This is a genomic window from Pseudoxanthomonas mexicana (assembly GCF_014397415.1).
GTDB classification, from domain to species: domain Bacteria; phylum Pseudomonadota; class Gammaproteobacteria; order Xanthomonadales; family Xanthomonadaceae; genus Pseudoxanthomonas_A; species Pseudoxanthomonas_A mexicana.
In genome coordinates, this window is sequence record NZ_CP060731.1 from 3835449 (window position 1) to 3855790 (window position 20342).

The 20342-nt window shown below is 68.7% G+C and carries 24 protein-coding genes; 18 read left to right on the top strand and 6 right to left on the bottom strand.

Annotated elements, in window-relative coordinates; all coding sequences use genetic code 11:
• Positions 1-6 precede the first annotated feature (6 nt).
• From IAE60_RS17985 to IAE60_RS18030, 10 genes are all read left to right on the top strand, one after another.
• Entirely contained in the window at positions 7-399 is a 393-nt protein-coding gene (locus IAE60_RS17985; RefSeq protein WP_187573278.1) for a PTS sugar transporter subunit IIA, read from the top strand.
• Positions 392-661 carry an HPr family phosphocarrier protein gene (locus IAE60_RS17990; protein ID WP_162110456.1) on the top strand — a complete coding sequence of 90 codons (270 nt, stop codon included), beginning with the start codon at positions 392-394 and terminating at the stop codon, positions 659-661. The genes IAE60_RS17985 and IAE60_RS17990 overlap by 8 nt, the downstream gene beginning before the upstream one ends.
• A 1-nt stretch (position 662) precedes the next feature.
• The gene (gene ptsP / locus IAE60_RS17995) at positions 663-2384 is read left to right on the top strand and encodes a phosphoenolpyruvate--protein phosphotransferase (RefSeq protein ID WP_187573279.1); all 1722 of its coding nucleotides are present in this window, start codon (positions 663-665) and stop codon (positions 2382-2384) included.
• Positions 2385-2586: 202 nt separating this feature from the next.
• Positions 2587-3948: a magnesium transporter gene (gene mgtE / locus IAE60_RS18000; RefSeq protein WP_187573280.1), complete on the top strand. Its 1362-nt coding sequence runs from the start codon at positions 2587-2589 to the stop codon at positions 3946-3948.
• 48 nt (positions 3949-3996) lie between these two features.
• The gene (locus IAE60_RS18005) at positions 3997-4275 is read left to right on the top strand and encodes a hypothetical protein (RefSeq protein ID WP_187573281.1); all 279 of its coding nucleotides are present in this window, start codon (positions 3997-3999) and stop codon (positions 4273-4275) included.
• Positions 4272-4646 (top strand): DUF1294 domain-containing protein, encoded by a 375-nt coding sequence (locus IAE60_RS18010; RefSeq protein WP_222937162.1) that lies wholly within the window; start codon positions 4272-4274, stop codon positions 4644-4646. Before IAE60_RS18005 ends, IAE60_RS18010 begins: the two co-directional genes overlap by 4 nt.
• A gap of 167 nt (positions 4647-4813) precedes the next feature.
• A complete protein-coding gene (locus IAE60_RS18015; RefSeq protein WP_187573282.1) occupies positions 4814-5665 on the top strand; it encodes a DNA ligase in 852 nt (283 codons plus the stop codon).
• Between the two features lie 85 nt (positions 5666-5750).
• Positions 5751-6554: a carboxylesterase family protein gene (locus IAE60_RS18020; RefSeq protein ID WP_244966609.1), complete on the top strand. Its 804-nt coding sequence runs from the start codon at positions 5751-5753 to the stop codon at positions 6552-6554.
• A 1-nt stretch (position 6555) separates the two neighbouring features.
• On the top strand, positions 6556-6834 hold the full coding sequence (locus IAE60_RS18025) for a hypothetical protein (RefSeq protein WP_162110451.1): 279 nt from the start codon (positions 6556-6558) through the stop codon (positions 6832-6834).
• Between the two features lie 154 nt (positions 6835-6988).
• Positions 6989-8548 (top strand): GGDEF domain-containing protein, encoded by a 1560-nt coding sequence (locus IAE60_RS18030; protein ID WP_187573283.1) that lies wholly within the window; start codon positions 6989-6991, stop codon positions 8546-8548.
• Positions 8549-8781: 233 nt separating this feature from the next.
• On the opposite strand, the gene IAE60_RS18035 is transcribed toward IAE60_RS18030, so the two are convergent.
• From IAE60_RS18035 to IAE60_RS18045, 3 genes are all read right to left on the bottom strand, one after another.
• On the bottom strand, positions 8782-9726 hold the full coding sequence (locus IAE60_RS18035) for an aspartate carbamoyltransferase catalytic subunit (RefSeq protein ID WP_187573284.1): 945 nt from the start codon (positions 9724-9726) through the stop codon (positions 8782-8784).
• Positions 9727-9746: 20 nt separating this feature from the next.
• Positions 9747-10196, bottom strand: coding sequence for a Holliday junction resolvase RuvX (ruvX, locus tag IAE60_RS18040; RefSeq protein ID WP_162110448.1), 450 nt, complete (start codon positions 10194-10196; stop codon positions 9747-9749).
• A gap of 82 nt (positions 10197-10278) precedes the next feature.
• Positions 10279-10845 carry a YqgE/AlgH family protein gene (locus tag IAE60_RS18045; RefSeq protein WP_187573285.1) on the bottom strand — a complete coding sequence of 189 codons (567 nt, stop codon included), beginning with the start codon at positions 10843-10845 and terminating at the stop codon, positions 10279-10281.
• A gap of 99 nt (positions 10846-10944) precedes the next feature.
• Here IAE60_RS18045 and IAE60_RS18050 point away from each other — a divergent pair, with 99 nt between their 5' ends.
• The 5 genes from IAE60_RS18050 to IAE60_RS18070 all read left to right on the top strand — a co-directional run bounded on the left by IAE60_RS18050 (position 10945) and on the right by IAE60_RS18070 (position 15157).
• Positions 10945-11490 (top strand): DNA-3-methyladenine glycosylase I, encoded by a 546-nt coding sequence (locus IAE60_RS18050; protein ID WP_187573286.1) that lies wholly within the window; start codon positions 10945-10947, stop codon positions 11488-11490.
• A gap of 95 nt (positions 11491-11585) precedes the next feature.
• Complete coding sequence (scpC, locus tag IAE60_RS18055; protein ID WP_187573287.1) at positions 11586-13100, top strand: succinyl-CoA:acetate CoA-transferase ScpC; 1515 nt, start codon at positions 11586-11588, stop codon at positions 13098-13100.
• A 183-nt stretch (positions 13101-13283) separates the two neighbouring features.
• Positions 13284-13796: a DUF2975 domain-containing protein gene (locus tag IAE60_RS18060; protein ID WP_187573288.1), complete on the top strand. Its 513-nt coding sequence runs from the start codon at positions 13284-13286 to the stop codon at positions 13794-13796.
• A gap of 1 nt (position 13797) precedes the next feature.
• Positions 13798-14019, top strand: a complete 222-nt coding sequence (locus IAE60_RS18065) for a helix-turn-helix domain-containing protein (protein WP_162110444.1) — start codon at positions 13798-13800, stop codon at positions 14017-14019.
• Positions 14020-14074: 55 nt separating this feature from the next.
• Entirely contained in the window at positions 14075-15157 is a 1083-nt protein-coding gene (locus tag IAE60_RS18070; protein WP_187573289.1) for an alpha/beta hydrolase family protein, read from the top strand.
• Here the strand turns inward: IAE60_RS18070 and IAE60_RS18075 are convergent.
• The 3 genes from IAE60_RS18075 to IAE60_RS18085 all read right to left on the bottom strand — a co-directional run bounded on the left by IAE60_RS18075 (position 15090) and on the right by IAE60_RS18085 (position 18081).
• Positions 15090-15599, bottom strand: coding sequence for a DUF6622 family protein (locus tag IAE60_RS18075; protein WP_187573290.1), 510 nt, complete (start codon positions 15597-15599; stop codon positions 15090-15092). The two genes, IAE60_RS18070 and IAE60_RS18075, sit on opposite strands and share 68 nt — an antisense overlap.
• A 182-nt stretch (positions 15600-15781) precedes the next feature.
• Entirely contained in the window at positions 15782-16912 is a 1131-nt protein-coding gene (locus IAE60_RS18080; RefSeq protein ID WP_162110440.1) for a PilT/PilU family type 4a pilus ATPase, read from the bottom strand.
• A gap of 131 nt (positions 16913-17043) precedes the next feature.
• Positions 17044-18081, bottom strand: coding sequence for a type IV pilus twitching motility protein PilT (locus tag IAE60_RS18085; RefSeq protein ID WP_093490243.1), 1038 nt, complete (start codon positions 18079-18081; stop codon positions 17044-17046).
• A 93-nt stretch (positions 18082-18174) separates the two neighbouring features.
• On the opposite strand from IAE60_RS18085, the gene IAE60_RS18090 reads away from it, so the two are divergent.
• The 3 genes from IAE60_RS18090 to IAE60_RS18100 are packed head-to-tail and all read left to right on the top strand — an operon-like array spanning position 18175 to position 20252.
• Positions 18175-18858, top strand: coding sequence for a YggS family pyridoxal phosphate-dependent enzyme (locus IAE60_RS18090; RefSeq protein WP_187574806.1), 684 nt, complete (start codon positions 18175-18177; stop codon positions 18856-18858).
• Positions 18859-18888: 30 nt separating this feature from the next.
• Positions 18889-19731, top strand: a complete 843-nt coding sequence (gene proC / locus IAE60_RS18095; protein WP_187573291.1) for a pyrroline-5-carboxylate reductase — start codon at positions 18889-18891, stop codon at positions 19729-19731.
• 59 nt (positions 19732-19790) lie between these two features.
• The gene (locus IAE60_RS18100; protein ID WP_187573292.1) at positions 19791-20252 is read left to right on the top strand and encodes a DUF4426 domain-containing protein; all 462 of its coding nucleotides are present in this window, start codon (positions 19791-19793) and stop codon (positions 20250-20252) included.
• Positions 20253-20342: the final 90 nt, after the last annotated feature.

Sequence of the window (20342 nt, forward strand, 5' to 3'; positions counted from 1 at the left end):
TCCGGCATGGCCTGTGGCATTCTTCTTGTGACTCATCCCGGCGTGGGCGCGGCGATCCTGGCGGTCGCCACCGCGCTGCTGCGGCACCTGCCCCTGAAGGCGGAGGCCTTCGAGGTGCCGTTCGACGCCGACCTGGAGGCACTGCTCCCGCAGGCGTCCGCCGCGCTGCGGCGCGTGGATAGCGGCGACGGCGTGCTGGTGCTGACCGACCTGTACGGCGCCAGCCCCAGCAACCTGGCGGGCCGGCTGGCCCGCCTGGGCACGCCGGTGCGGCGCGTCTCGGCACTGAGCCTGCCCATGCTGCTGCGGGTGATGAACTATTCGGAACAGGGACTGGACGAACTGCCGGCCATCGCCGCCGCCGGCGCACGCAATGGAGTCATTCACGACGATGCTTGAACGCGAACTCACCATCTCCAACCGCCTCGGACTGCACGCGCGCGCCACCGCCAAGCTGGTGCAGACGCTGTCCGGCTTCCGCTGCAATGCCACGCTGGCAGCCAAGGGCCGCGAGGTGAACGCGAAAAGCATCATGGGCGTCATGCTGTTGGCGGCCGGCCAGGGCACGCCGGTGACGGTCCGCATCGACGGCGAGGACGAAGCCGCCGCGATGCAGGAAGTCGTCTCGCTGTTCGAGCGACGATTCGACGAGGACGCGTGACTTGAGGGCCCTGCTGCCGGGGCACGGGGCGTCGCGCGGCAGCGCGCTGGGGCGCGCACGGGTCCGGTTGCCGCATGTCCTGGATGTAGCCGAGCAGCACATCCGCCAGGACCAGATCGACGACGAACTGGCCCGGCTGCACGAGGCCGTCGACGCCACCCGCCGCGAGATGCACAGCCTGCGCGCCCGCCTGCATGGAGCGCTGGCCCAGGAAGTCGGTGAGTTCCTCGACCTGCACGCGCTGCTGCTGGACGACCCGGAACTGCTGCACGGCCTGGACCAGCTGATCCGCGCCGGCCGCTACACCGCCGATTACGCCCTGAGGCTGCAACGCGACCGCCTGGCCGCCGTGTTCGACGGCATGGACGACGCCTACCTCAAGAGCCGCATGGACGACCTGGACCATGTGATCGGACGGATCCATGCGCACCTGCACCAGCGTGCGACCGATACGCCCGGCGTCGCCGGCGAGGTCCTGGTCAGCGACAACGTGGCGCCCTCCGAACTGGCCGAGCTCCAGCAACAGGGCGTCGTCGCCGTGGTCACGGCCGCCGGCAGCGCGCTCTCGCACAGCGCCATCCTCGCGCGCAGCCTGCACCTGCCGCTGGTGGTGGGCAACGCGCAGGCCCTGCAGCGCATCAACGACGGCGACGTGCTGCTGGTGGACGGCAGTACCGGCGAAGTGGTGGTCAATCCCGACCCGGACGACCTGCGCCGCTACCGCGAGCGCCTGCGCGATGCGGCCCGCGAGCAGCGCGAACTCGGTCGCCTGCGCTCAAAACCCAGCCGCACCCGCGACGGCGTCGACGTGGCCCTGTGGGCCAATGCCGAGTCGCTGGAGGATGTGGCCAAGGCCCATGCCCTGGGCGCGGCCGGCGTGGGGCTGTACCGTACCGAGTTCCTGTTCCTGCAGCGCCGCGAACTGCCGGGCGAGGACGAGCAGTTCCAGGTCTATCGCGACCTGGTGCTCGGCATGAGTGGGCGGCCGGTGACGATCCGCACGCTGGACCTGGGCGCGGACAAGGCCGACCGCACCGGACTGGCCATCGGCGACGAGGACAATCCCGCGCTGGGCGTGCGCGGCGTGCGCCTGGCGCTGGCGCACGTGGAGGTGTTCGACACCCAACTGCGCGCCATCCTGCGGGCCTCGGCCTACGGACCGGTGCGCATCCTGGTGCCGATGGTCAGCGGGCGCGAGGAACTGCTGGAAGTGCGCCGCCGCCTGCGTCGTGCGGGGCTGCAGTTGCGCAAGCAGGGCCACGAGATCGCCGGGCATGTCGAACTGGGCGCGATGATCGAAGTGCCCGCCGCCGCGATCGCCTTCCACGGCTTCGTGGACGTGGTGGACTTCGTGTCGATCGGCACCAACGACCTGGTCCAGTACCTGCTGGCGGCGGACCGCAACAACGAGGCCCTGGGCGAACTCTATTCGCCGCTGCACCCCGGCGTGCTGCGCCTGCTCCGCCATGTGATCAGCATCGGCGCCGAGCACAAGGTGCCGGTGGCGATGTGCGGCGAAATGGCCGGCGACGCCACCCTCGCACCGATGCTGCTGGCGCTGGGCCTGCGCGAGTTCAGCCTGCATCCGGCGACCCTGCTGGAACTGCGCAAGGCGATCCGCGACAGCGACCTGTCGGACCTTCAGTCCCGCGCCGCGAAACTGCTGCAGGCGCGCGACCGCGCCGGCATCGAGCGCTGGCTCAAGGCCGCCGCTGCCAACTGAGATAACCGTTGTGGGAGCGACGTCAGTCGCGATGCGGCGTTTCCGGTGGCCCATCGCGACTGACGTCGCTCCCACATCCGGCCCCATTTCTCATCCGTCTCCAGGGTGTCCATAACGCGCAGCCCGGGCGATAATGGCGGCATGAACGCTTGATGCCCCGGTCGCATCCGCCTGACGGATCGGCCCCATTCCGGAGTACCGAATGGTCGAGACCATCCGCCACGACAAGACCGCACGCCAGTTGCGCCTGCTCTCCGACGCGCTCGACAGCGGTCGGCTGGGGCCCGTGCGCCGGCTGGTCAACACCTTGTCGCCCGCGGAGATCGGCAACCTGCTGGAATCGCTGCCGCCCGGCAAGCGCGAAGTCGTCTGGGGCCTGGTCGATCCGGAGGACGACGGCGAAGTGCTGGTGCACGTCGGCGACGAGGTGCGCGAAAGCCTGCTGGCGGACATGGACACCGACGAGATCGTCGCCGCGGTCGAAGACCTGGACATCGACGACCTCGCCGACCTGGTCGAGGACCTGCCCGACACCGTCATCGACGAAGTCCTCAAGTCGATGGACCGCGAGAACCGCGAGCGGCTGGAGCAGGTGCTGTCGTATCCGGAAGACACCGCCGGCCGCCTGATGAACCCGGACGTGGTCACCGTGCGCGCCGACGTCAACGTCGACGTGGTGCTGCGCTACCTGCGCCTGCGCGGCGAACTGCCCGACCACACCGACCACCTGTACGTGGTCAGCCGCCGCCACCAGTACCTGGGCCGCGTGCCGCTGGCCGCGCTGGTGACCCACGAGGACACCACGCCCATCAACCGGCTGATCGACGACGAGCAGCCGGCCATCGACGTGGGCGAGAGCGCGCAGGAAGTCGCGCGCCAGTTCTCCGACCACGACTGGGTGTCCGCGCCCGTGGTGGACGACAACAACATCCTGCTCGGCCGCATCACCATCGACGACGTGGTGGACATCATCCGCGAGCAGGCCGAGCACCAGGCGCTGGGCGCCGCCGGCCTGGACGAGGACGAGGACCTGTTCTCGCCGGTCAAGCGCGCCGTGCGCGGCCGCGTGGTGTGGCTGGGCATCAACCTGTTCACCGCGTTCATGGCGGCGACGGTCATCAAGGAGTTCGACGCCACGCTCGAGAAGATCGTCGCACTGGCCGTGCTGATGCCCATCGTGGCCGGCATCGGCGGCAACGCCGCGGTGCAGGTGCTGACGCTGATGGTGCGCGGCCTCGCCCTGGGTCAGGTGGGCTCAAGCAATGCCGGCATCCTGTGGTGGAAGGAACTGCGCGTGGCGCTGATCAACGGCGTGCTGATCGGCGGGATCGTCGGCGTGATCGCGTTCCTGTGGTTCCGCAGCCCGATGCTGTCGCTGGTGATCGCCATGGCGCTGGTGCTGAACTTCTGCGCCGCCGCCACCGCCGGCGTGCTGCTGCCGCTGCTGCTCAAGCGCATGAACATCGACCCCGCCGTCGCCGGCACCGTCGTGGTCACCGCGGTAACCGATGTAATGGGCTTCTTCTGCTTCCTGGGTCTGGCGACGCTGATCCTGCTGCACTGACCGCTGCACTTCACCTCTGTCCATCGCGATTCAAGGAAGGCTTCGCCCATGCAACTGAACCTGCACCTGATCCTGATCTGCAGCGCCATCTTCCTGCTGCTCACAGGCTGGGTCTGGCTGCTTCGCAACGCATTCCATACTCATGTGTTGTGGGGCTTCGCCGGACTTTTCATGCCACCCACCCTGATCCTGTTCGGATTGCTCCATCTGCGGGGAAGCAGGACCGCCCTGCTGACCTATGTGGCCGGGATGATCGTGTTGGGGTTCGGATTGGCGCGACCGATCACGGTCTACCTCCCGACCGAGCCCTACTCGCTTTCGTCTTGAGACACCGGCGCGCGCGCAATTCCGCATCTCCAGTGGTGGGCGCAGCGGCGATGATCGCCTATGGGTTGTTCCTCTCCTGGGCCTTCCGCACTGACCGGCTCCCGCTGCAAGCGGTATTCGTGCCGCTGGTCCTGTCGGTGATCACCTTCGTTGTCTATGCGCTGGACAAGCATGCGGCGCAGACCGGTCGCTGGCGCACGTCCGAATCCACCCTGCACCTGCTGGAGCTCGCCGGCGGCTGGCCCGGCGCCTGGATCGCGCAGCAGACGCTGCGGCACAAATCGCGCAAGCCCGGCTACCGCGCCGTGTTCTGGATGATGGTCGTACTGCATGCCGCCGCGTTGGTCGCGTGGTGGTGGATGAGGGCATGAGCTCCACGAAGCAGGCTACTTCCGTTTCCCTGGCCTGCCCGCGCAGAGCGTGTCGTCCCGAATGACCGCTGCATGCGGTGCTTTCCTACAGATCGCCGCGATGTGCGCCGATTCCGTCCATTGACGTGGCGCACGACGCTGGGGCCTCCTCGGTCCGGTCCGCCGCCATGCGTCTGCTTCTCACCGCCCTGCTATGCCTGCTGGCCTGGCCCGTGCTGTCGGCAGGTCCACCGGAACCGATGCTGGCTACCCCCTACCGCAGCCACGTGGCGGTGCCGGACTTCCTGGTCAGCGAAAAACTGGATGGCGTGCGCGCCCGCTGGGATGGCCGCTCGCTGTGGACGCGCGGCGGCGCGCGGATCGCGGCGCCGGCTGCGTTCACGCGTGGGTGGCCGACCGACCCCATGGACGGCGAACTGTGGATCGCGCGTGGCCGCTTCGATGAGGTCAGCGCCACCGTCAGGCGCGTGCGAGCCGACCCGCAGGCGTGGCGATACGTGCGTTTCATGGCATTCGACCTGCCGGCAAATCCACGGCCTTTCGCGGAACGGGTCGTGCGCATGCGTGCCTTGATTGCGGGCGCCGACAACCCGCAGTTGGCGATGATCCCGCAGCGACGCTTCGGGACGGCCGCCGAAGTGGACGCCGAGCTGACGCGCGTGGTCGCCGCCGGGGGCGAGGGTTTGATGCTGCATCGACGCAGCGCTCGCTACCGCCCCGGACGCAGCGAGGACCTGCTCAAGTACAAGCCCCACCAGGATGCGGAGGCACAGGTGGTCGCGCACCTGCCGGGCAAGGGCAAGTACCAGGGCATGATGGGCGCATTGCAGGTACGCACGTCGGAGGGACGCCGCTTCCGTATCGGCACCGGTTTCACCGATGCGCAGCGTGCGGCGCCACCGCCGCTGGGCGCGTGGGTGACCTACCGCTACACCGGCCTCACCTCGACCGGCCTGCCGCGTTTCGCCCGCTTCGTCCGCCTGCGTGACGACATGCCTCCGCCTGACCCGGAACGCTGACACACGCACGCCTCGTGTCAGCATCGGCGCTGCGCAGTGCCCCTCGGGTTATGCTGCCGATCGTCGCCCCCTGACCTCCATCGCCATGCGCCTTCTCGCCACCGCCTGCCTGGGCCTGCTGCTGATCCTGATGACCGCCTGCACCACGACGCCCCCGATGAATCCGACCGGCGAGTTCGTCTCGCGCGAAGTCGTGCTCGAAGGCAAGACCTATCGTTACCAGGTGTTCGTGCCCGCCGCGCGTTTTCGCAGTGGCAAGCCACCGGTCGTGCTGTTCCTCAATGGGTCCGGCGAACGCGGCAGCGACGGCGTGAAGCAGACGATGGCGGGCCTGGGTCCGTACCTGCGACAGCATGCCGACACCTTCCCCGGGCTGGTCGTGTTTCCACAGGCACCGGAAGACACCGAATGGACACAGACCGCCGGCCCGATCGCCTTCGCCACGCTGGATGCCGCGCTGCGCGAATTCGATGGCGATCCGGACCGCGTGTCGCTGACCGGCATGTCGATGGGCGGCTATGGCACATGGGAACTGGCGCTGCAGCAGCCGACCCGCTTCGCCGCGCTGGTGCCGGTGTGCGGCGGCATCACCGTGGACTGGGGACGCGACCGTTCCAGCATGAACGTGCACAGCGTCGCGGGCGCTGCAGATCCCTTCGCCGCCGCCGCGCAACGCCTGAAGGACGTGCCGGTGTGGATCTTCCACGGCGGCAAGGACGACGTGGTGCCGCCGTCCCAGTCGCGCCGCATGGATGCCGCACTGAAGGCCGCCGGCGCACGCGACGCGCGCTACACCGAGTTCCCCGATGCCAACCACAACAGCTGGGACGCCACCTACGCCTACGCCCCGATGTGGGACTGGCTGTTTGCCCAGCGTCGGGGCCGCTGACGTGGCGGAGCTGGTCGCCGACTACTTCACCGCCGGCTGGCGCGACCGGACGCTGTCGTGCCCCTGCGGCTGGCAGGGCGACAGCCGCGCCATGGCCATGGAACTGCACGACGCGGTCACCGACTACGCCTGCAGCCAGTGCGGCAACCTGCTGCTGATCGTGTCCCATCCGACCCTGGAGCAGGTCCGCGCCGCCGCCGGCGCCGGTCACGACGAGGCCCTGGCCCACCTGGCCATCATCGAGGAAGCCCTCGTCCGCTTTCCCCCCGCCACCGGCTGATACGGCGCCGACAGCGGGACGCGCTGCGTAACGCTTCCGGTGACCGCACGGACCACGCGCGGCACATCCCCTCAACCCGCGCCGCCTGCGGCCGATAACCCGGCATCCCCTGGTGGCCGGTGGGCACCCGCCCATCGCCGTGCGAGCGACTGGTATGGCTGACGTGGCCGATGACAACTCCGGAATTTCTGGCAGCCTGCGCCGGTTTTGGTCGCGTCGGCGCGAGGCCGCCGCGTCGACCTCGCGCGAACTCGCCACGACGGGCGGCGCCCGGTCGCGGCCGGCGATCAGCAGCGTGCAGCTGCAGGCCCTGTTCGCGCACGCGGAGGAACCGGGCCCGCTGCTGGCCGCCTTCGCGGACGGTGTAGCCGGCCTGCCCGGCGAGCTCCAGGGCATGGGCGAGCGCCTGCAGTCCGCGCATGCCGACGCCGACTGGCCCCGCTATGGCCGCGCCCTGCGGCAACTGATCGACAAATACATCCGCACGATCCAGGACGAGCCGTTGTCCGGCGAGGCCGAGCAGCTGCGCGACCTGCTGCATCAGGTGCTGGCCGGCGGCATCGAACACCTGCTGCGCGACGACGCCACCCTGCTGCCGCAGGCCCATGCGCTGGCCGACCGCGTGCGCCAGTGGCAGCCCACGCAGCCGCTGGACGAGCTGGGCGCCGACATGAAGGAACTGTGCCGCCTCGTCGGCTTGCGCACGCACGAGGTGAACGATGCGCAGGAACTGATGCGCAGCCTGTTCGACCTGCTGCTGGAGAACGTGGGTGAGCTGATCGAGGACGGCAGCTGGCTGCAGGACCAGATCGGCGCGGTGCGGCAGCTGTTGGCCGGCCCCCTGGACCGCACCGCGCTGGAACAGACCCGCGCCGGCCTGCGCGAGGTGATCTACAAGCAGGGCCTGCTGAAGCAGGGCCTGGCCGAATCCAAGGCTTCGATGAAGGAGATGATGGTGACCTTCGTGGAGCGGCTGGACGGCATGGCCAGCAGCACCGGCGAGTTCCACGACCGCATCACCTTCCATGCGCAGGCCATCCGCGACAGCCGCAGCATCGCCGAACTGGGCAAGCGGATGGAGGACATCCTGGACGACACCGCGCAGGTGCAGGCGCAGGCCCTGCGCGCGCGCGACAGCCTGCTGGACGCGCGGCGCGAGGTGGAAGCCGCCGAACGGCGCGTCGCCAGCCTGGAAGACGAACTGCAGTCGGTCTCGGCGCTGGTGCGCGTGGACCAGCTGACGGAAGCGCTGAACCGGCGCGGCTTCGACGAGCTGTTCAAGCGCGAATCGGTGCGTGCGCTGCGCAGCGGCCAGACCCTCAGCCTGGCGCTGCTGGACCTGGACGACTTCCGCCACATCAACGCCGCGCATGGCCATCTGGGCGGCGACGCCGCACTGTGCCACGTCGTGGCCATGGCGCGCGCCACCCTGCGCGCCAGCGACGCCGTCGCACGCTTCGGCGGCGAGGAGTTCGTGCTGCTGCTGCCGGACACCAGTTTCCTGGAGGCGACGGGCACGCTGGAGCGCCTGCGCGCGCGCCTGGCCCATTCGCCGCTGCTGCATGAGGGACGGGGCATCCTGGTGACTTTCAGTGCCGGCGTGGCGCGCTGGGTGCCGGGCGAATCGCAGGACGAGCTGCTGGCGCGCGCCGACCGGGCCATGTACCAGGCCAAGCAGGCCGGCAAGAACCGGGTGGTGGCAGTAGAGAGGTGAGCCTCGCGCGGGGATGCGCACGGGCAGGCGTGGATGGCCGCTTCGCCCTCTGCCCCGGCATCGTCATTCCGGCGGCTCCAGACAGCCGAATGACGGGTAATGCCGGAACACAGCGACTTCATCGGCAGCATCAAAGGCGCTGTGTCCCGGCTTTCGCCGGGATGACGGCGGCTTCCCTGGCGCGCCCAGGAGTGCGCGGCCGGATCGCGAAAAACGATCGCGAATCCCTGGGCTCAGCCCAGCAGCATCTCCAGCACCGCCATGCGGATGGCGACGCCATTGCTCACCTGGCGCAGCACCAGCGACTGCGGACCGTCGGCCACCTCGTCGGTGATCTCCACGCCGCGGTTGATCGGACCCGGGTGCAGCACCACCGCATCCTTCGCGGCCCGCTTAAGGCGTGCGGCCGTCAGGCCATAGTCGCGGTGATACGCCTCCAGCGACGCGATCAGCCCTTCTTCCATGCGCTCGCGCTGCAGGCGCAGCATCATCACCACGTCGACGCCGTCGAGCATCGCGTCGAAGTCCTGTCCGATCTCGCAGCCCGACAGCGTGCCGTCGTCGGGCAGCAGCGACTGCGGCCCGCACACGCGGATCACGCCCGCGCCCAGGGTGCGCAGCGCATGCAGGTCCGAGCGCGCCACGCGCGAGTGCTTCACGTCGCCGACCATCAGGATCTTCAGCCGCGAGAAGTCCGCGCCCTTGGCCTGGCGGATGGTCATCATGTCCAGCAGGCCCTGCGTCGGGTGCGCGCTGCGGCCATCGCCGGCGTTGACCAGCGCGGTGCCCTCGCCCGCTTCGGCCGCCAGCGCGGCGACCGCACCGTCCTCGGCGTGGCGGACGATGAAGCCGCGCACGCCCATCGCCTCCAGGTTGCGCAGCGTGTCGCGCGCCGTCTCGCCCTTGCGCGTGGACGAGGTGGACGCGTCGAAGTTCAGCACGTCCGCACCCAGCCGCTGCGCGGCGATGTGGAACGAGCTGCGGGTGCGCGTGGACGGCTCGAAGAACAGCGTGCACACGGTGGTGCCGTCCAGCACCTGCCGACGTGGCGTGCGGCCCAGCGCCGCGTCGCGGATCTGGCCGGCGCGGTCGATCAGGCGGCACAGGGTCTCGCGCGGCAGGCCGTCGAGGGTCAGCAGGTGGCGCAGGCGTCCATCGGAATCGAGGTGTGGGGTCATGGAGTGAGTTCGGGGAAGAGTCAGGTCAACTGGGTCGCGTCCTGCGGTGCGGCCAGCCAGCGTTCGATGATGACGGCGGCCGCCACGGCATCCAGCGCGACGGCATCGCGACGGCGCTTGCGCCCTTCCGCGCGATCCAGGGCGAAGCGTTGCGCCGCCTCGACCGAGCTGGTGCGCTCATCCACCAGCACCACCGGCAGGTGGTAACGCGCGCGCAGTTCGCGGGCGAAGGCGTGGGCGCGCTTGCGGATCGGCTGGTCGCCGCCGTCCAGCGTCATCGGGTCGCCCACCACCAGGCCGTCGGGCTTCCATTCGGCATGCAGCCTGTCGATGGCGGGCCAGTCCGGCCCATGGCCGTGCACGTCGACGACGGCCAGTGCGCGTGCGCCGGTACCGAACGCGCTGCCCACGGCCACGCCGATGCGGCGGGCGCCCACGTCGAATCCCAGTACGGTGCCGTCCAGCTTCATGCCTGCTGCCTCCGCTCGATCCCGTGCGCGCCATCTTCCGCCGACGGCCGTGGAGACCACGTCTGCGGGCCGCGGCGCGCGCTCATGCGTGGCCGCTGTAGTCCGTCAGGCGGGTCATGTCCACGCCGATCCGCTGGCCGGCGGCCTGCCAGCGCTGTTCAAGCGGTACCGCGAACAGCAGCTCGGCGTCGGCCGGCGCCGTCAGCCAGCTGTTCTCGCCCAGTTCGTACTCCAACTGGCCGGCGCCCCAGCCGGCACAGCCCAGGGCCACCACGGCATGCGCGGGGCCGTCGCCTGCGGCCATCGCCTCCAGGATGTCGCGCGAGGTGGTCAGGAACAGGCCGTCGGCGACTTCCAGCGTGGACTCCCACGCACGCGCACTGTCGTGCAGCACGAAGCCGCGCTCCGGATGCACCGGACCGCCGGCCAGTACCACCTGGTCGTCCAGGCGCGGATCCTGCGAAGCCAGGTTCATCTGCCGCAGCACTTCGCCCAGCGTGTACTCCGACGCGCGGTTGACGATCACGCCCATGGCGCCGTCGTCGTCGTGCTGGCAGATCAGGGTGACGCTGCGCGCGAAGTTGGGATCGGACAGCGCCGGCGAGGCGATCAGCAGCTGGTTGGCCAAGGGGGTGGCGGCGTCTTGCATGCCACCATTCTAGCCCGTGCCCGCGCAGCCCGCGCCGGTGAGGACACACGCTGTCCGCAACCGGCCCTAGAATCGCGCGACTTCCCATCGGCACGCCCCATGTCTGGCTATTGCGACATCGCCCCCGGCCATCCGCTGCATGGCCCCTACCACGACCACGAGTACGGCTTCCCGCAGCGCGAGGAGGCGGTCCTGTTCGAACGCCTGCTGCTGGAGATCAACCAGGCCGGCCTGAGCTGGGAAACCATGCTGCGCAAGCGCGACCGGTTTCGCGCCGCCTACAGCGGTTTCGACGTGGACCGCGTGGCCCGCTATGGCGAACGCGACCGCGCCCGCCTGCTGGCCGACCCCGGCATCATCCGCAACCGCCTGAAGGTGGAGGCGGCCATCCACAATGCCCAGGTCATCCAGCAACTGCGCGACACTCACGGCGGCTTCGCGGCCTGGCTGGACGCGCACCATCCGCTGCCGAAGGCGGAGTGGGTGAAACTGTTCAAGAAGACCTTCCGCTTCACCGGGGGCGAGATCACCGGCGAGTTCCTGATGAGCCTGGGCTATCTGCCCGGCGCGCACCGCCAGGACTGCCCGGCCTACCGCCGCGCCGCGAAGCAGCGCCCGCCGTGGATGGCCGCCGCCGGGCATTGATCCGGCGCAAATCGCGGGCTGCCACGAAGGTCGTATCCTGCGACACCGTCGCCGCGCGCGATAATTGCCGTTTCGTTTTCCGGAAGCCCCCTGCCATGCAAGAAGACCGAATCCGCCATGCCGGCCTGCGCGACCGCGTGGTCGATGCCGACCACGCCGCCGCCCTGATCCAGCCCGGCGAGACGGTGGCCATGAGCGGCTTCACCGGTTCAGGCTATCCGAAGGCGGTGCCGCTGGCGCTGGCCGCGCGCATCGAGCAGGCGCATAGCGCGGGCCAGTCGTTCCAGATCAAGCTGATGACCGGTGCCTCCACCGCGCCCGAGCTCGACGGCGCACTCGCGAAGGCCGACGCCATCGCCCTGCGCATGCCGTTCCAGAGCGATCCGGACGCACGCAAGCGGATCAACGACGGAACGCTGGACTACATCGACATCCACCTGAGCCACGTGGCGCAGCACGTGTGGTTCGGCTTCTACGGCCCCATCGATACCGCGGTGGTGGAAGTTTCGGCGATCCGCGAGGACGGCACGCTGGTGCCCTCCACGTCGATCGGCAACAACAAGACCTGGCTGGACCTGGCCAGCAAGGTCATCGTGGAGGTCAACGACTGGCAGCCCGCCGGCATGGAGGGCATGCACGACATCTACTACGGCACCGCGTTGCCGCCGCACCGCAAGCCGATCCCGATGGAGCACGTGCACGACCGCATCGGCGACACCACCCTGCGCTGCGATCCGGACAAGATCGTCGCCGTGGTGCGCACGCATGGGCCGGACCGCAACAGCCCGTTCACGCCCATCGACGCCACCAGCGAACGCATCGCCGGCCACCTGATCGAATTCCTGAAGCACGAAGTCGCCCTTGGCCGCCTGCCGCCCACCCTGCTGCCGTTGCAGTCCGGGGTGGGCAACATCCCCAATGCCGTGCTGGCGGGACTGGCCAAGAGCGGTTTCCGCGGCCTGACCGCATTCACCGAGGTCATCCAGGACGGCATGCTCGACCTGCTGCGCGAAGGCGTGCTGGACGTCGCCTCCTGCACCGGCTTCGCGTTGAGCCCGGCCGCCAACGAGGCGTTCAAACGCGACATCGCCTTCTACCGCGAGCGCATCATCATGCGCACGCAGGAAATGTCGAACCATCCGGAGCTGGTGCGCCGGCTCGGCTGCATCGGCATGAACGGCATGATCGAGGCCGACCTGTACGGCAACGTCAATTCCACCCACGTGATGGGCAGCCGTATCCAGAACGGCATCGGCGGCTCGGGCGACTTCGCCCGCAACGGCTTCATGTCGGTGTTCCTCAGCCCCAGCATCGCCAAGGGCGGCAGCATCTCGGCGCTGGTGCCGATGGTCAGCCATGTGGACCACACCGAGCACGACGTGTCGGTGATCGTCACCGAACAGGGCCTGGCCGACCTGCGCGGCCTGACGCCTAAGCAGCGCGCGCGTACGCTGATCGCCAACTGCGTCCATCCCGACTATCGCGACGCGTTGCAGGACTACTTCGACCGTGCCCTGCAGCACAGCTACGGCAAGCACACCCCGCACCTGCTGCCGGAGGCGCTGTCGTGGCACCAGCGGTGGCTGGACACCGGCAGCATGCAGGGCTGAGCGCTTCATCGCCTGGCCGCCCGCACAGGCGGGAGGATGCGATGAACCTGCCGCATCGCACGCATCCTCACATCACCCAGTGACTCCGGCAGGCGTAGCCACATCGCGGTGTGACTTCCAGCATATTTATTGTTTTTCGATACGTGACGTATTGTTTAACAACATATCCACTGGAGATCGCCGATGAGCCGCATGCCCGCCCGCGCCCTTGCCGCCGCCCGCCCCCTGATCCTCGGGCTGACCGTGATCAACCTCGGCTACGCGGCCATCATCATCAGCCTGCTGTGCGCCAGCTTCTTCGTCGAGGGCTGGCCCTGGAAGCCGCTGGGGTTCGATCTGGCCACGATGTCCCCGCAGGCGCCGCTGGGCCTGCGCGCCATCATGGTCATCGGCATCGTCTGCGCCGCGATCGTGCATACGATCCTGCGGCGCCTGCTGGCGATCGTCGACACGGTGCGCGGCGGCGATGCCTTCGTTGCCTCGAATGCGCAGCGACTGAATGCGATCGCCTGGAGCGTGCTGACGATCGAGCTGATGCGGCTGGCGGTGCTGGCGATCTCGGGGGCGGTCGCGCTTCCGGGGAAGATGACCGGCCTGTCGCCGACCCCCTGGCTCGCGGTCCTGCTGCTGTTCGTGCTGTCCGGCGTGTTCGCGCACGGCGCGCGCATGCGCACCGATCTGGAAGGAACGGTCTGACATGGCCATCGTCGTACGCCTGGACGAGCTCCTGCATGCGCGCCGCATGACCCTGACCGAACTTGCGGCGCGCGTCGACATCACCCTGGCCAACCTGTCGATCCTGAAAACCGGCAAGGCGAAGGCGATCCGCTTCTCGACCCTGGAGGCGATCTGCGCGGCGCTGGACTGCCAGCCCGGCGACCTGCTGGCCTTCGATCCCGCGCTCGCCGCGGAAGATTGACCTCGCGCGGCCGCCGCACGCGGCCCCGCCCACTCCCCCTCAAGAGACCGCAAGCATGCTCCGCACGCTGATCATCGTGCTCGCCCTGACGTGGGCGCACGCCGCGCCCGCCCACGCTGAAGCACCCACCGCACCGTCGGCCTTCCTGTCGAAGACCGATTGTTTCCAGACCACCCCCGACTACGAAAGCTGGGTGGCGTCCATCGTGCAGCGCACGGGGGCCGCCCCCGTATCGAAGGCGCAGCTGGAATCCCTGGTGCCCGCCCGAACGTTCGCATTCGCGCGCGCGGCGTTCGACTGTCACGTCGTCACGTACGACAGCGGCGGACACACCGTTTCCGGGTATGTGGTACGACCCAAAGGCGACGACGCCGACCGGCTGCCGCTGCTGGTCTACAACCGGGGCGGCAACGGCGCGTTCGGCAGGCTCGACGCGCTGCAGCTGTTCCAGACGTTGCTGCCGCTGGCGAAGGCCGGCCATGTGGTGGTCGCCAGTCAGTACCGCGATGCGGACGAGTTCGGCGGCAGGGACGTGGACGACGTCATGCGCCTGATCGACCTGTCGCGGACGCTGCCCGGTACCGATGGCGACCGCGTCTTCCTGCTGGGCCAGAGTCGTGGCGCCATGATGAGCTACCTGGTCGCACGCCGCCGCAGCGACATCACGGCGATGGCGACGATCGCCGGCGCCACCGATCTCGCCGCAGGCCTGGCCTGGCGCCCGGAGATGGAACGCGTCTACCGTGCGCGCATCCCCGGCTACGCCGACGACAAGCCGGCAGCCCTGCGGGAGCGCTCTGCGCTTCGTTGGGCGGAACACCTGCCGGCCAGCATGCCGGTACTGCTGTTGCACGGCGAAGCCGATGACCGGGTGAGCGTGGACGACTCCCGCGCCATGGCCGCCCGCCTGCGGCAGCTCGACCGTCCGCACAGGCTGGTCGTCTACCCCGGCGACGACCACCGCCTCCGACAGAACCGGCGCGCCGCCCATGCCGAGACCGTGGCCTGGTTCAGGAGTGCAGGCACGGCGGCGGCAGAGGCGGCGGAATCGCGCAGCTCCCTGCCTGCCATCAGGCGTTCCGCGGAGCAGCCTGCCACGACTTCAACAGGCCCGACAGGCGCAAAGCACGTGCCATGAAGAGTCCGCTGAAGACGCCGTACGTGGCGGCGACCACGACGGCAGCCGGCGCGGTGTCGAGGATGCCGGGCGTGACGGCCTGGACGACGGCCACCGCGTACCGGAAGAAGAAGATGCCCATCATCAGCGCCAGCGGCATCCAGCTGCCGGGCACCGTGAACTGCGCCGTCGACACGTCGTAGGCAACGCGACGCGACGGCACCCACGCCAGGCCGATGACCACCACGGCGACCCATGCGCAGGCCCAGGCGGCCAGCGCGGTGAGGTGGGCGTCGAACGTAGACCAGACCGAGTACAGCGACCAGGCCAGCATGGCGAGCGGCAGCACGATGAGGCGGCCGCGCGAGACCTGGCGCGTCCTGCTCTGCAGGTAACCCAGGTAGACCAGGCCGAAGAACAGGCCGAAGACCCAGAGGGGCGTGTGAGTGAGGATCTGCGTCATGGGGCAAGGGTCCGGTAGGCGCCGACACCGTGTCGGTTCACGCACATCTTCGGAGCTGCCCGCCCTTCCGTGAGGTGCCGGAAGTCAACACTTCCAGGTGCCGGAGGTCGTTGATCGCAGGCAACCGCCCACGAAAAAGGGGCGGTCGCCCGCCCCTTTCCGTGCGACGCGTCGTGCGGAGGTCAGCGGACTTCCGCGATCTCCACGCCATCCAGGCCCTGCGCCAGCGTGCGGGCGTCGCCGCCCTGTGCGAGCTTGATGCGCAGGCGCACTTCGTTCTGCGAGTCGGCGTAGCGCAGCGCGTCCTCGTAGCTGATCTCGCCGGCCTGGTACAGCTCGAACAGGCTCTGGTCGAAGGTCTTCATGCCCAGGTTGGTGGACTCCTTCATCACTTCCTTCAGCTTGTGGATCTCGCCGTCGCGGATGTAGTCCTGCACCAGCGGCGTGCCCAGCATGATCTCCATCGCCACGCGGCGGCCCTTGCCGTCCGGCGTGGGGATCAGCTGCTGCGCCACCACGCCCTTCAGGTTGAGCGACAGGTCCATCAGCAGCTGGGTGCGGCGGTCTTCCGGGAAGAAGTTGATGATGCGGTCCATCGCCTGGTTGGCGTTGTTGGCGTGCAGCGTGCACAGCACCAGGTGGCCGGTTTCGGCGAAGGCGATGGCGTGGTCCATGCCCTCGCGGGTGCGCACCTCGCCGATCATGATCACGTCCGGCGCCTGGCGCAGCGTGTTCTTCAGCGCCGCATCCCAGCTGTCGGTGTCGATGCCCACTTCACGCTGGGTGATGATGCAGCCCTCGTGCTTGTGCACGAACTCGATGGGGTCTTCGATGGTGATGATGTGGCCGGTCGAGTTCTGGTTGCGGTAGCCGATCATCGCCGCCAGCGAGGTGGACTTGCCGGTACCCGTGGCGCCCACGAAGATGATGATGCCGCGCTTGGTCATGGCCAGCGTCTTGATGACCGGCGGCAGGTTCAGCTCTTCGATGGTCGGGATGCGCGTCTCGATGCGGCGCAGCACCATGCCCACCTGGTTGCGCTGGTAGAAGCAGCTCACGCGGAAGCGGCCCACGCCGGCCACGCCGATGGCGAAGTTGCACTCGTGGGTCTTTTCGAACTCCTCGCGCTGCGAGGGCGTCATCACGTTCAGCACCAGATCGCGCGACTGCTGCGCCGTCAGCGGCGTCTGCGTAATCGGCGAGATCTTGCCGTGCACCTTGATGGACGGCGGCATGCCGGACGTGATGAACAGGTCCGACGCCTTCTGGTGCGCCATCAGCTTGAGGAAGGAGGTGAAGTCGATGGTGCTCATGGGTGGCTCCTGTGGAGCGGGGAATAGGGAATGGGACATGGGGAATCGTGCTGCCGATCCGTTCCAGCCCTTCCGTCTCCCAGCGTTGAACTATTCCCGATTCTCTGCTGCCGATTCCCGCGCCTCTCCGATCATTCGAAGAGACGCTTGTCCTTCGCGTATTCCTTGGCCTGCTGGCGGGTGATCAGCGCGCGCTTCACCAGGTCCTGCAGGTGCTGGTCCAGGGTCATCATGCCGCTCTGCTGGCCGGTCTGGATGGCTGAGTACATCTGCGCCACCTTGTCCTCGCGGATCAGGTTGCGGATGGCGGGGGTGCCCACCATGATTTCCCACGCCGCGGTACGGCCGCCGCCGATCTTCTTCAGCAGCGCCTGCGAGATCACCGCGCGCAGCGATTCGGACAGCATCGAGCGCACCATCGGCTTCTCGCCGGCGGGGAACACGTCGATCACGCGGTCGATGGTCTTGGCCGCCGAACTGGTGTGCAGGGTGGCGAACACCAGGTGGCCGGTTTCCGCGGCGGTCAGCGCCAGGCGGATGGTTTCCAGGTCGCGCAACTCGCCGACCAGGATGTAGTCGGGGTCTTCGCGCAGCGCCGAACGCAGCGCCTCGTTGAAGCCGTGCGTGTCGCGGTGTACTTCGCGCTGGTTGATCAGGCACTTCTGCGAGGTGTGCACGAACTCGATCGGGTCCTCGACGCTGAGGATGTGCCCGTACTCGTTCTTGTTGATGTGGTCGATCATCGCCGCCAGCGTGGTCGACTTGCCCGAACCGGTCGGACCGGTGACCAGGATCAGGCCCTGCGGCTGCTGGATCAGTTCGCGGAACAGCGGCGGGCAGCCCAGATCTTCCAGGGTCAGCACTTCCGACGGAATGGTACGGAAGACGGCGCCAGCGCCGCGGTTCTGGTTGAACGCGTTGACGCGGAAGCGCGCCAGCGACGGGATCTCGAACGAGAAGTCGACCTCGAGGAACTCCTCGAAGTCGCGCCGCTGCTTGTCCGACATGATGTCGTACACCAGCGCATGCACCTGCTTGTGGTCCAGCGCCGGGATGTTGATGCGGCGCACGTCGCCGTCCACGCGGATCATCGGCGGCAGGCCGGCCGAGAGGTGGAGGTCCGAGGCCTTGTTCTTTACCGAGAACGCCAGAAGTTCGGCGATATCCATGACGCTGCTTCCCCAAGTTGCTGCGAACTGGAACGTTGATTCCCCGGAGGGCAGTATAGCGCCCTCGCCGTTCCCGCCAATGGTTGGATGAACATGCTCGCCGACACCCTCAGCGAGACCCTGCAACACCTTGAAAACGCAGCGAAAGCGGCACATCGGCCAACGCCCGCGCTGCTGGCCGTGTCCAAGCTGCAGCCGGCCTCGGCCGTGGCCGAACTGGCGCGTGCCGGACAGCGTGCCTTCGGCGAAAACTACGTGCAGGAGGCCCAGGCGAAGATCGGCGAACTGGCCGGGATGGACCTGGAATGGCACCTCATCGGCCACCTGCAGTCGAACAAGGCCGAACTCGCGGCGCACCTGTTCGACTGGGTGCAGACGGTAGACCGTCACAAATTGATTGGCGCTCTGTCACGCTATCGGCCCGCGGACCGCGCGCCGCTCAACGTGCTGGTGCAGGTGAACATCGATGACGAAGCCAGCAAGCACGGCTGCCGCCCGGACGAGGTGGCCGGCCTGGCCGAGGCGATCGCGGCCGAACCGCGCCTGCGGTTGCGTGGACTGATGGCGATTCCCGCACCCCACCCCGACACCGCCCGGCGCATCGACGCCTTCCGCCGCATGCAGGCATTGCAGGACCAGCTGGCGGCGAAGCATCCCGGCGTGGATACCCTGTCGATGGGCATGAGCGAGGACTACGCGCTCGCCGTCGCGCACGGGGCCACGATGGTCCGCATCGGCACCGCCCTGTTCGGTGCGCGCCCGGCGCGGACCGCCTGATTCCTTCCCACTTTCCCGAGGCCTGACGCCATGACCCCTTCCACGTCGCGCGTGCTGACGCATCCCCTGGCCTTCATCGGCGGCGGCAACATGGCGCGCAGCCTGATCGGCGGCCTGATCAAGCGCGGCGCCGATCCCTCGCGCATCCGCGTGGCGGAGCCCAACGAGCCGCTGCGTGCCGCGCTGGCGGCCGACTTCGGGGTACAGGTCTTCACCGAGGCTGGCGAAGCGGCCTACGGCGCGGACACTTGGCTGTTCGCGGTAAAGCCGCAGGTCATGCGCACGGTATGCGAATCGCTGGCATCGATGGCGCAGGCACAGCGCCCGCTGGTCGTGTCCATCGCCGCCGGCATCACGGTGGCACAGATGCAGCGCTGGCTGGGCGGTGGCGTGCCGGTGGTGCGCAGCATGCCCAACACGCCTGCCCTGCTCGGCGCGGGCGTCACCGGCCTGCATGCGAGCGATGAGGTCGATGCGGCAGGCCGCGAGCGCGCGGAACTGCTGCTCTCCGCCGCGGGCCCGACCGTATGGATCGATGCCGAAGCGAAGATGGATGCCGTCACCGGTGTCTCCGGCAGCGGCCCGGCCTATGTGTTCCTGTTGGCCGAAGCGATGGAAGCCGCGGCGGTGGCCGAAGGCCTGTCGGCCGAGGCCGCGCGCAAGCTGGTGCTGCAGACCGTATTGGGCGCGGCGCGCATGCTGACCGAAAGCGGTGAAACCCCGGCGGAACTGCGTCGCCGCGTGACCTCGCCCAACGGCACCACCCAGGCGGCCATCGAGACCTTCCAGGCCGGCGGCTTCGAAACGCTGGTCGCCCGGGCCGTGCATGCGGCCACCGTGCGCGGCGGCGAACTGTCGGCAGCGAACGACTGATCCGCATCGCATCTGCCACGCACACCGTACAACGCCGCATCCACGACGAGTCTCCTTCCATGAAGCGCTTCCTTGCCCCGCCCGCCCTGGTTCTGCTGACGCTGCTGGCCGCCTGCTCCGGCGGCCAGGCGCCCCGCACGGCGGAATTCGTGCCGCCCGCGCCGGCCGAAACCGACTTCGGCACCCTGCGCGTGCGTTACAACGCCCTGCCCTCGCTGGCGCTGAGCGACGCCGTCGCGAAGCAGTACGGTGTGCAGCGCGACGCCGGTACCGCACTGGTGCTGGTCGCCCTGCGCGAGGTCAAGGGCGCCGAGGAAATCGATGCGGATGGCGAGGTCAGCGTGACCGCGCACGATCTCTCCGGCACGCGCCAGGCGATCGAACTGCGCAAAGTCGAAGCCGGGGGATACACCGACCTGATCGGTACCGCCCGCGTCTCGCCGCGCAATTCCTATCGCTTCGAGGTGGTGGTGACCGCAGGCGGTCGCACGGAGACGGTGACGTTCCAGCGGAATTTCTGACTTGGCGGCGTCTGTCGTGGGAGCGACGTAAGTCGCGATAGGCTGCCGCGGCGCCTCATCGCGACTTACGTCGCTCCCACATCCCATACC

Bases quoted from the DNA above. Each gene is read 5' to 3' on its own strand.
- IAE60_RS17985 (WP_187573278.1), top strand. From the start codon at position 7: ATGGCCTGTGGCATTCTTCTTGTGACTCATCCCGGCGTGGGCGCGGCG.
- IAE60_RS17990 (WP_162110456.1), top strand. From the start codon at position 392: ATGCTTGAACGCGAACTCACCATCTCCAACCGCCTCGGACTGCACGCG.
- mgtE (WP_187573280.1), top strand. From the start codon at position 2,587: ATGGTCGAGACCATCCGCCACGACAAGACCGCACGCCAGTTGCGCCTG.
- IAE60_RS18005 (WP_187573281.1), top strand. From the start codon at position 3,997: ATGCAACTGAACCTGCACCTGATCCTGATCTGCAGCGCCATCTTCCTG.
- IAE60_RS18015 (WP_187573282.1), top strand. From the start codon at position 4,814: ATGCGTCTGCTTCTCACCGCCCTGCTATGCCTGCTGGCCTGGCCCGTG.
- IAE60_RS18020 (WP_244966609.1), top strand. From the start codon at position 5,751: ATGCGCCTTCTCGCCACCGCCTGCCTGGGCCTGCTGCTGATCCTGATG.
- IAE60_RS18030 (WP_187573283.1), top strand. From the start codon at position 6,989: ATGGCTGACGTGGCCGATGACAACTCCGGAATTTCTGGCAGCCTGCGC.
- IAE60_RS18035 (WP_187573284.1), bottom strand. From the start codon at position 9,726: ATGACCCCACACCTCGATTCCGATGGACGCCTGCGCCACCTGCTGACC.
- ruvX (WP_162110448.1), bottom strand. From the start codon at position 10,196: ATGAAGCTGGACGGCACCGTACTGGGATTCGACGTGGGCGCCCGCCGC.
- IAE60_RS18045 (WP_187573285.1), bottom strand. From the start codon at position 10,845: ATGCAAGACGCCGCCACCCCCTTGGCCAACCAGCTGCTGATCGCCTCG.
- IAE60_RS18050 (WP_187573286.1), top strand. From the start codon at position 10,945: ATGTCTGGCTATTGCGACATCGCCCCCGGCCATCCGCTGCATGGCCCC.
- scpC (WP_187573287.1), top strand. From the start codon at position 11,586: ATGCAAGAAGACCGAATCCGCCATGCCGGCCTGCGCGACCGCGTGGTC.
- IAE60_RS18060 (WP_187573288.1), top strand. From the start codon at position 13,284: ATGAGCCGCATGCCCGCCCGCGCCCTTGCCGCCGCCCGCCCCCTGATC.
- IAE60_RS18065 (WP_162110444.1), top strand. From the start codon at position 13,798: ATGGCCATCGTCGTACGCCTGGACGAGCTCCTGCATGCGCGCCGCATG.
- IAE60_RS18070 (WP_187573289.1), top strand. From the start codon at position 14,075: ATGCTCCGCACGCTGATCATCGTGCTCGCCCTGACGTGGGCGCACGCC.
- IAE60_RS18075 (WP_187573290.1), bottom strand. From the start codon at position 15,599: ATGACGCAGATCCTCACTCACACGCCCCTCTGGGTCTTCGGCCTGTTC.
- IAE60_RS18080 (WP_162110440.1), bottom strand. From the start codon at position 16,912: ATGAGCACCATCGACTTCACCTCCTTCCTCAAGCTGATGGCGCACCAG.
- IAE60_RS18085 (WP_093490243.1), bottom strand. From the start codon at position 18,081: ATGGATATCGCCGAACTTCTGGCGTTCTCGGTAAAGAACAAGGCCTCG.
- IAE60_RS18090 (WP_187574806.1), top strand. From the start codon at position 18,175: ATGCTCGCCGACACCCTCAGCGAGACCCTGCAACACCTTGAAAACGCA.
- proC (WP_187573291.1), top strand. From the start codon at position 18,889: ATGACCCCTTCCACGTCGCGCGTGCTGACGCATCCCCTGGCCTTCATC.
- IAE60_RS18100 (WP_187573292.1), top strand. From the start codon at position 19,791: ATGAAGCGCTTCCTTGCCCCGCCCGCCCTGGTTCTGCTGACGCTGCTG.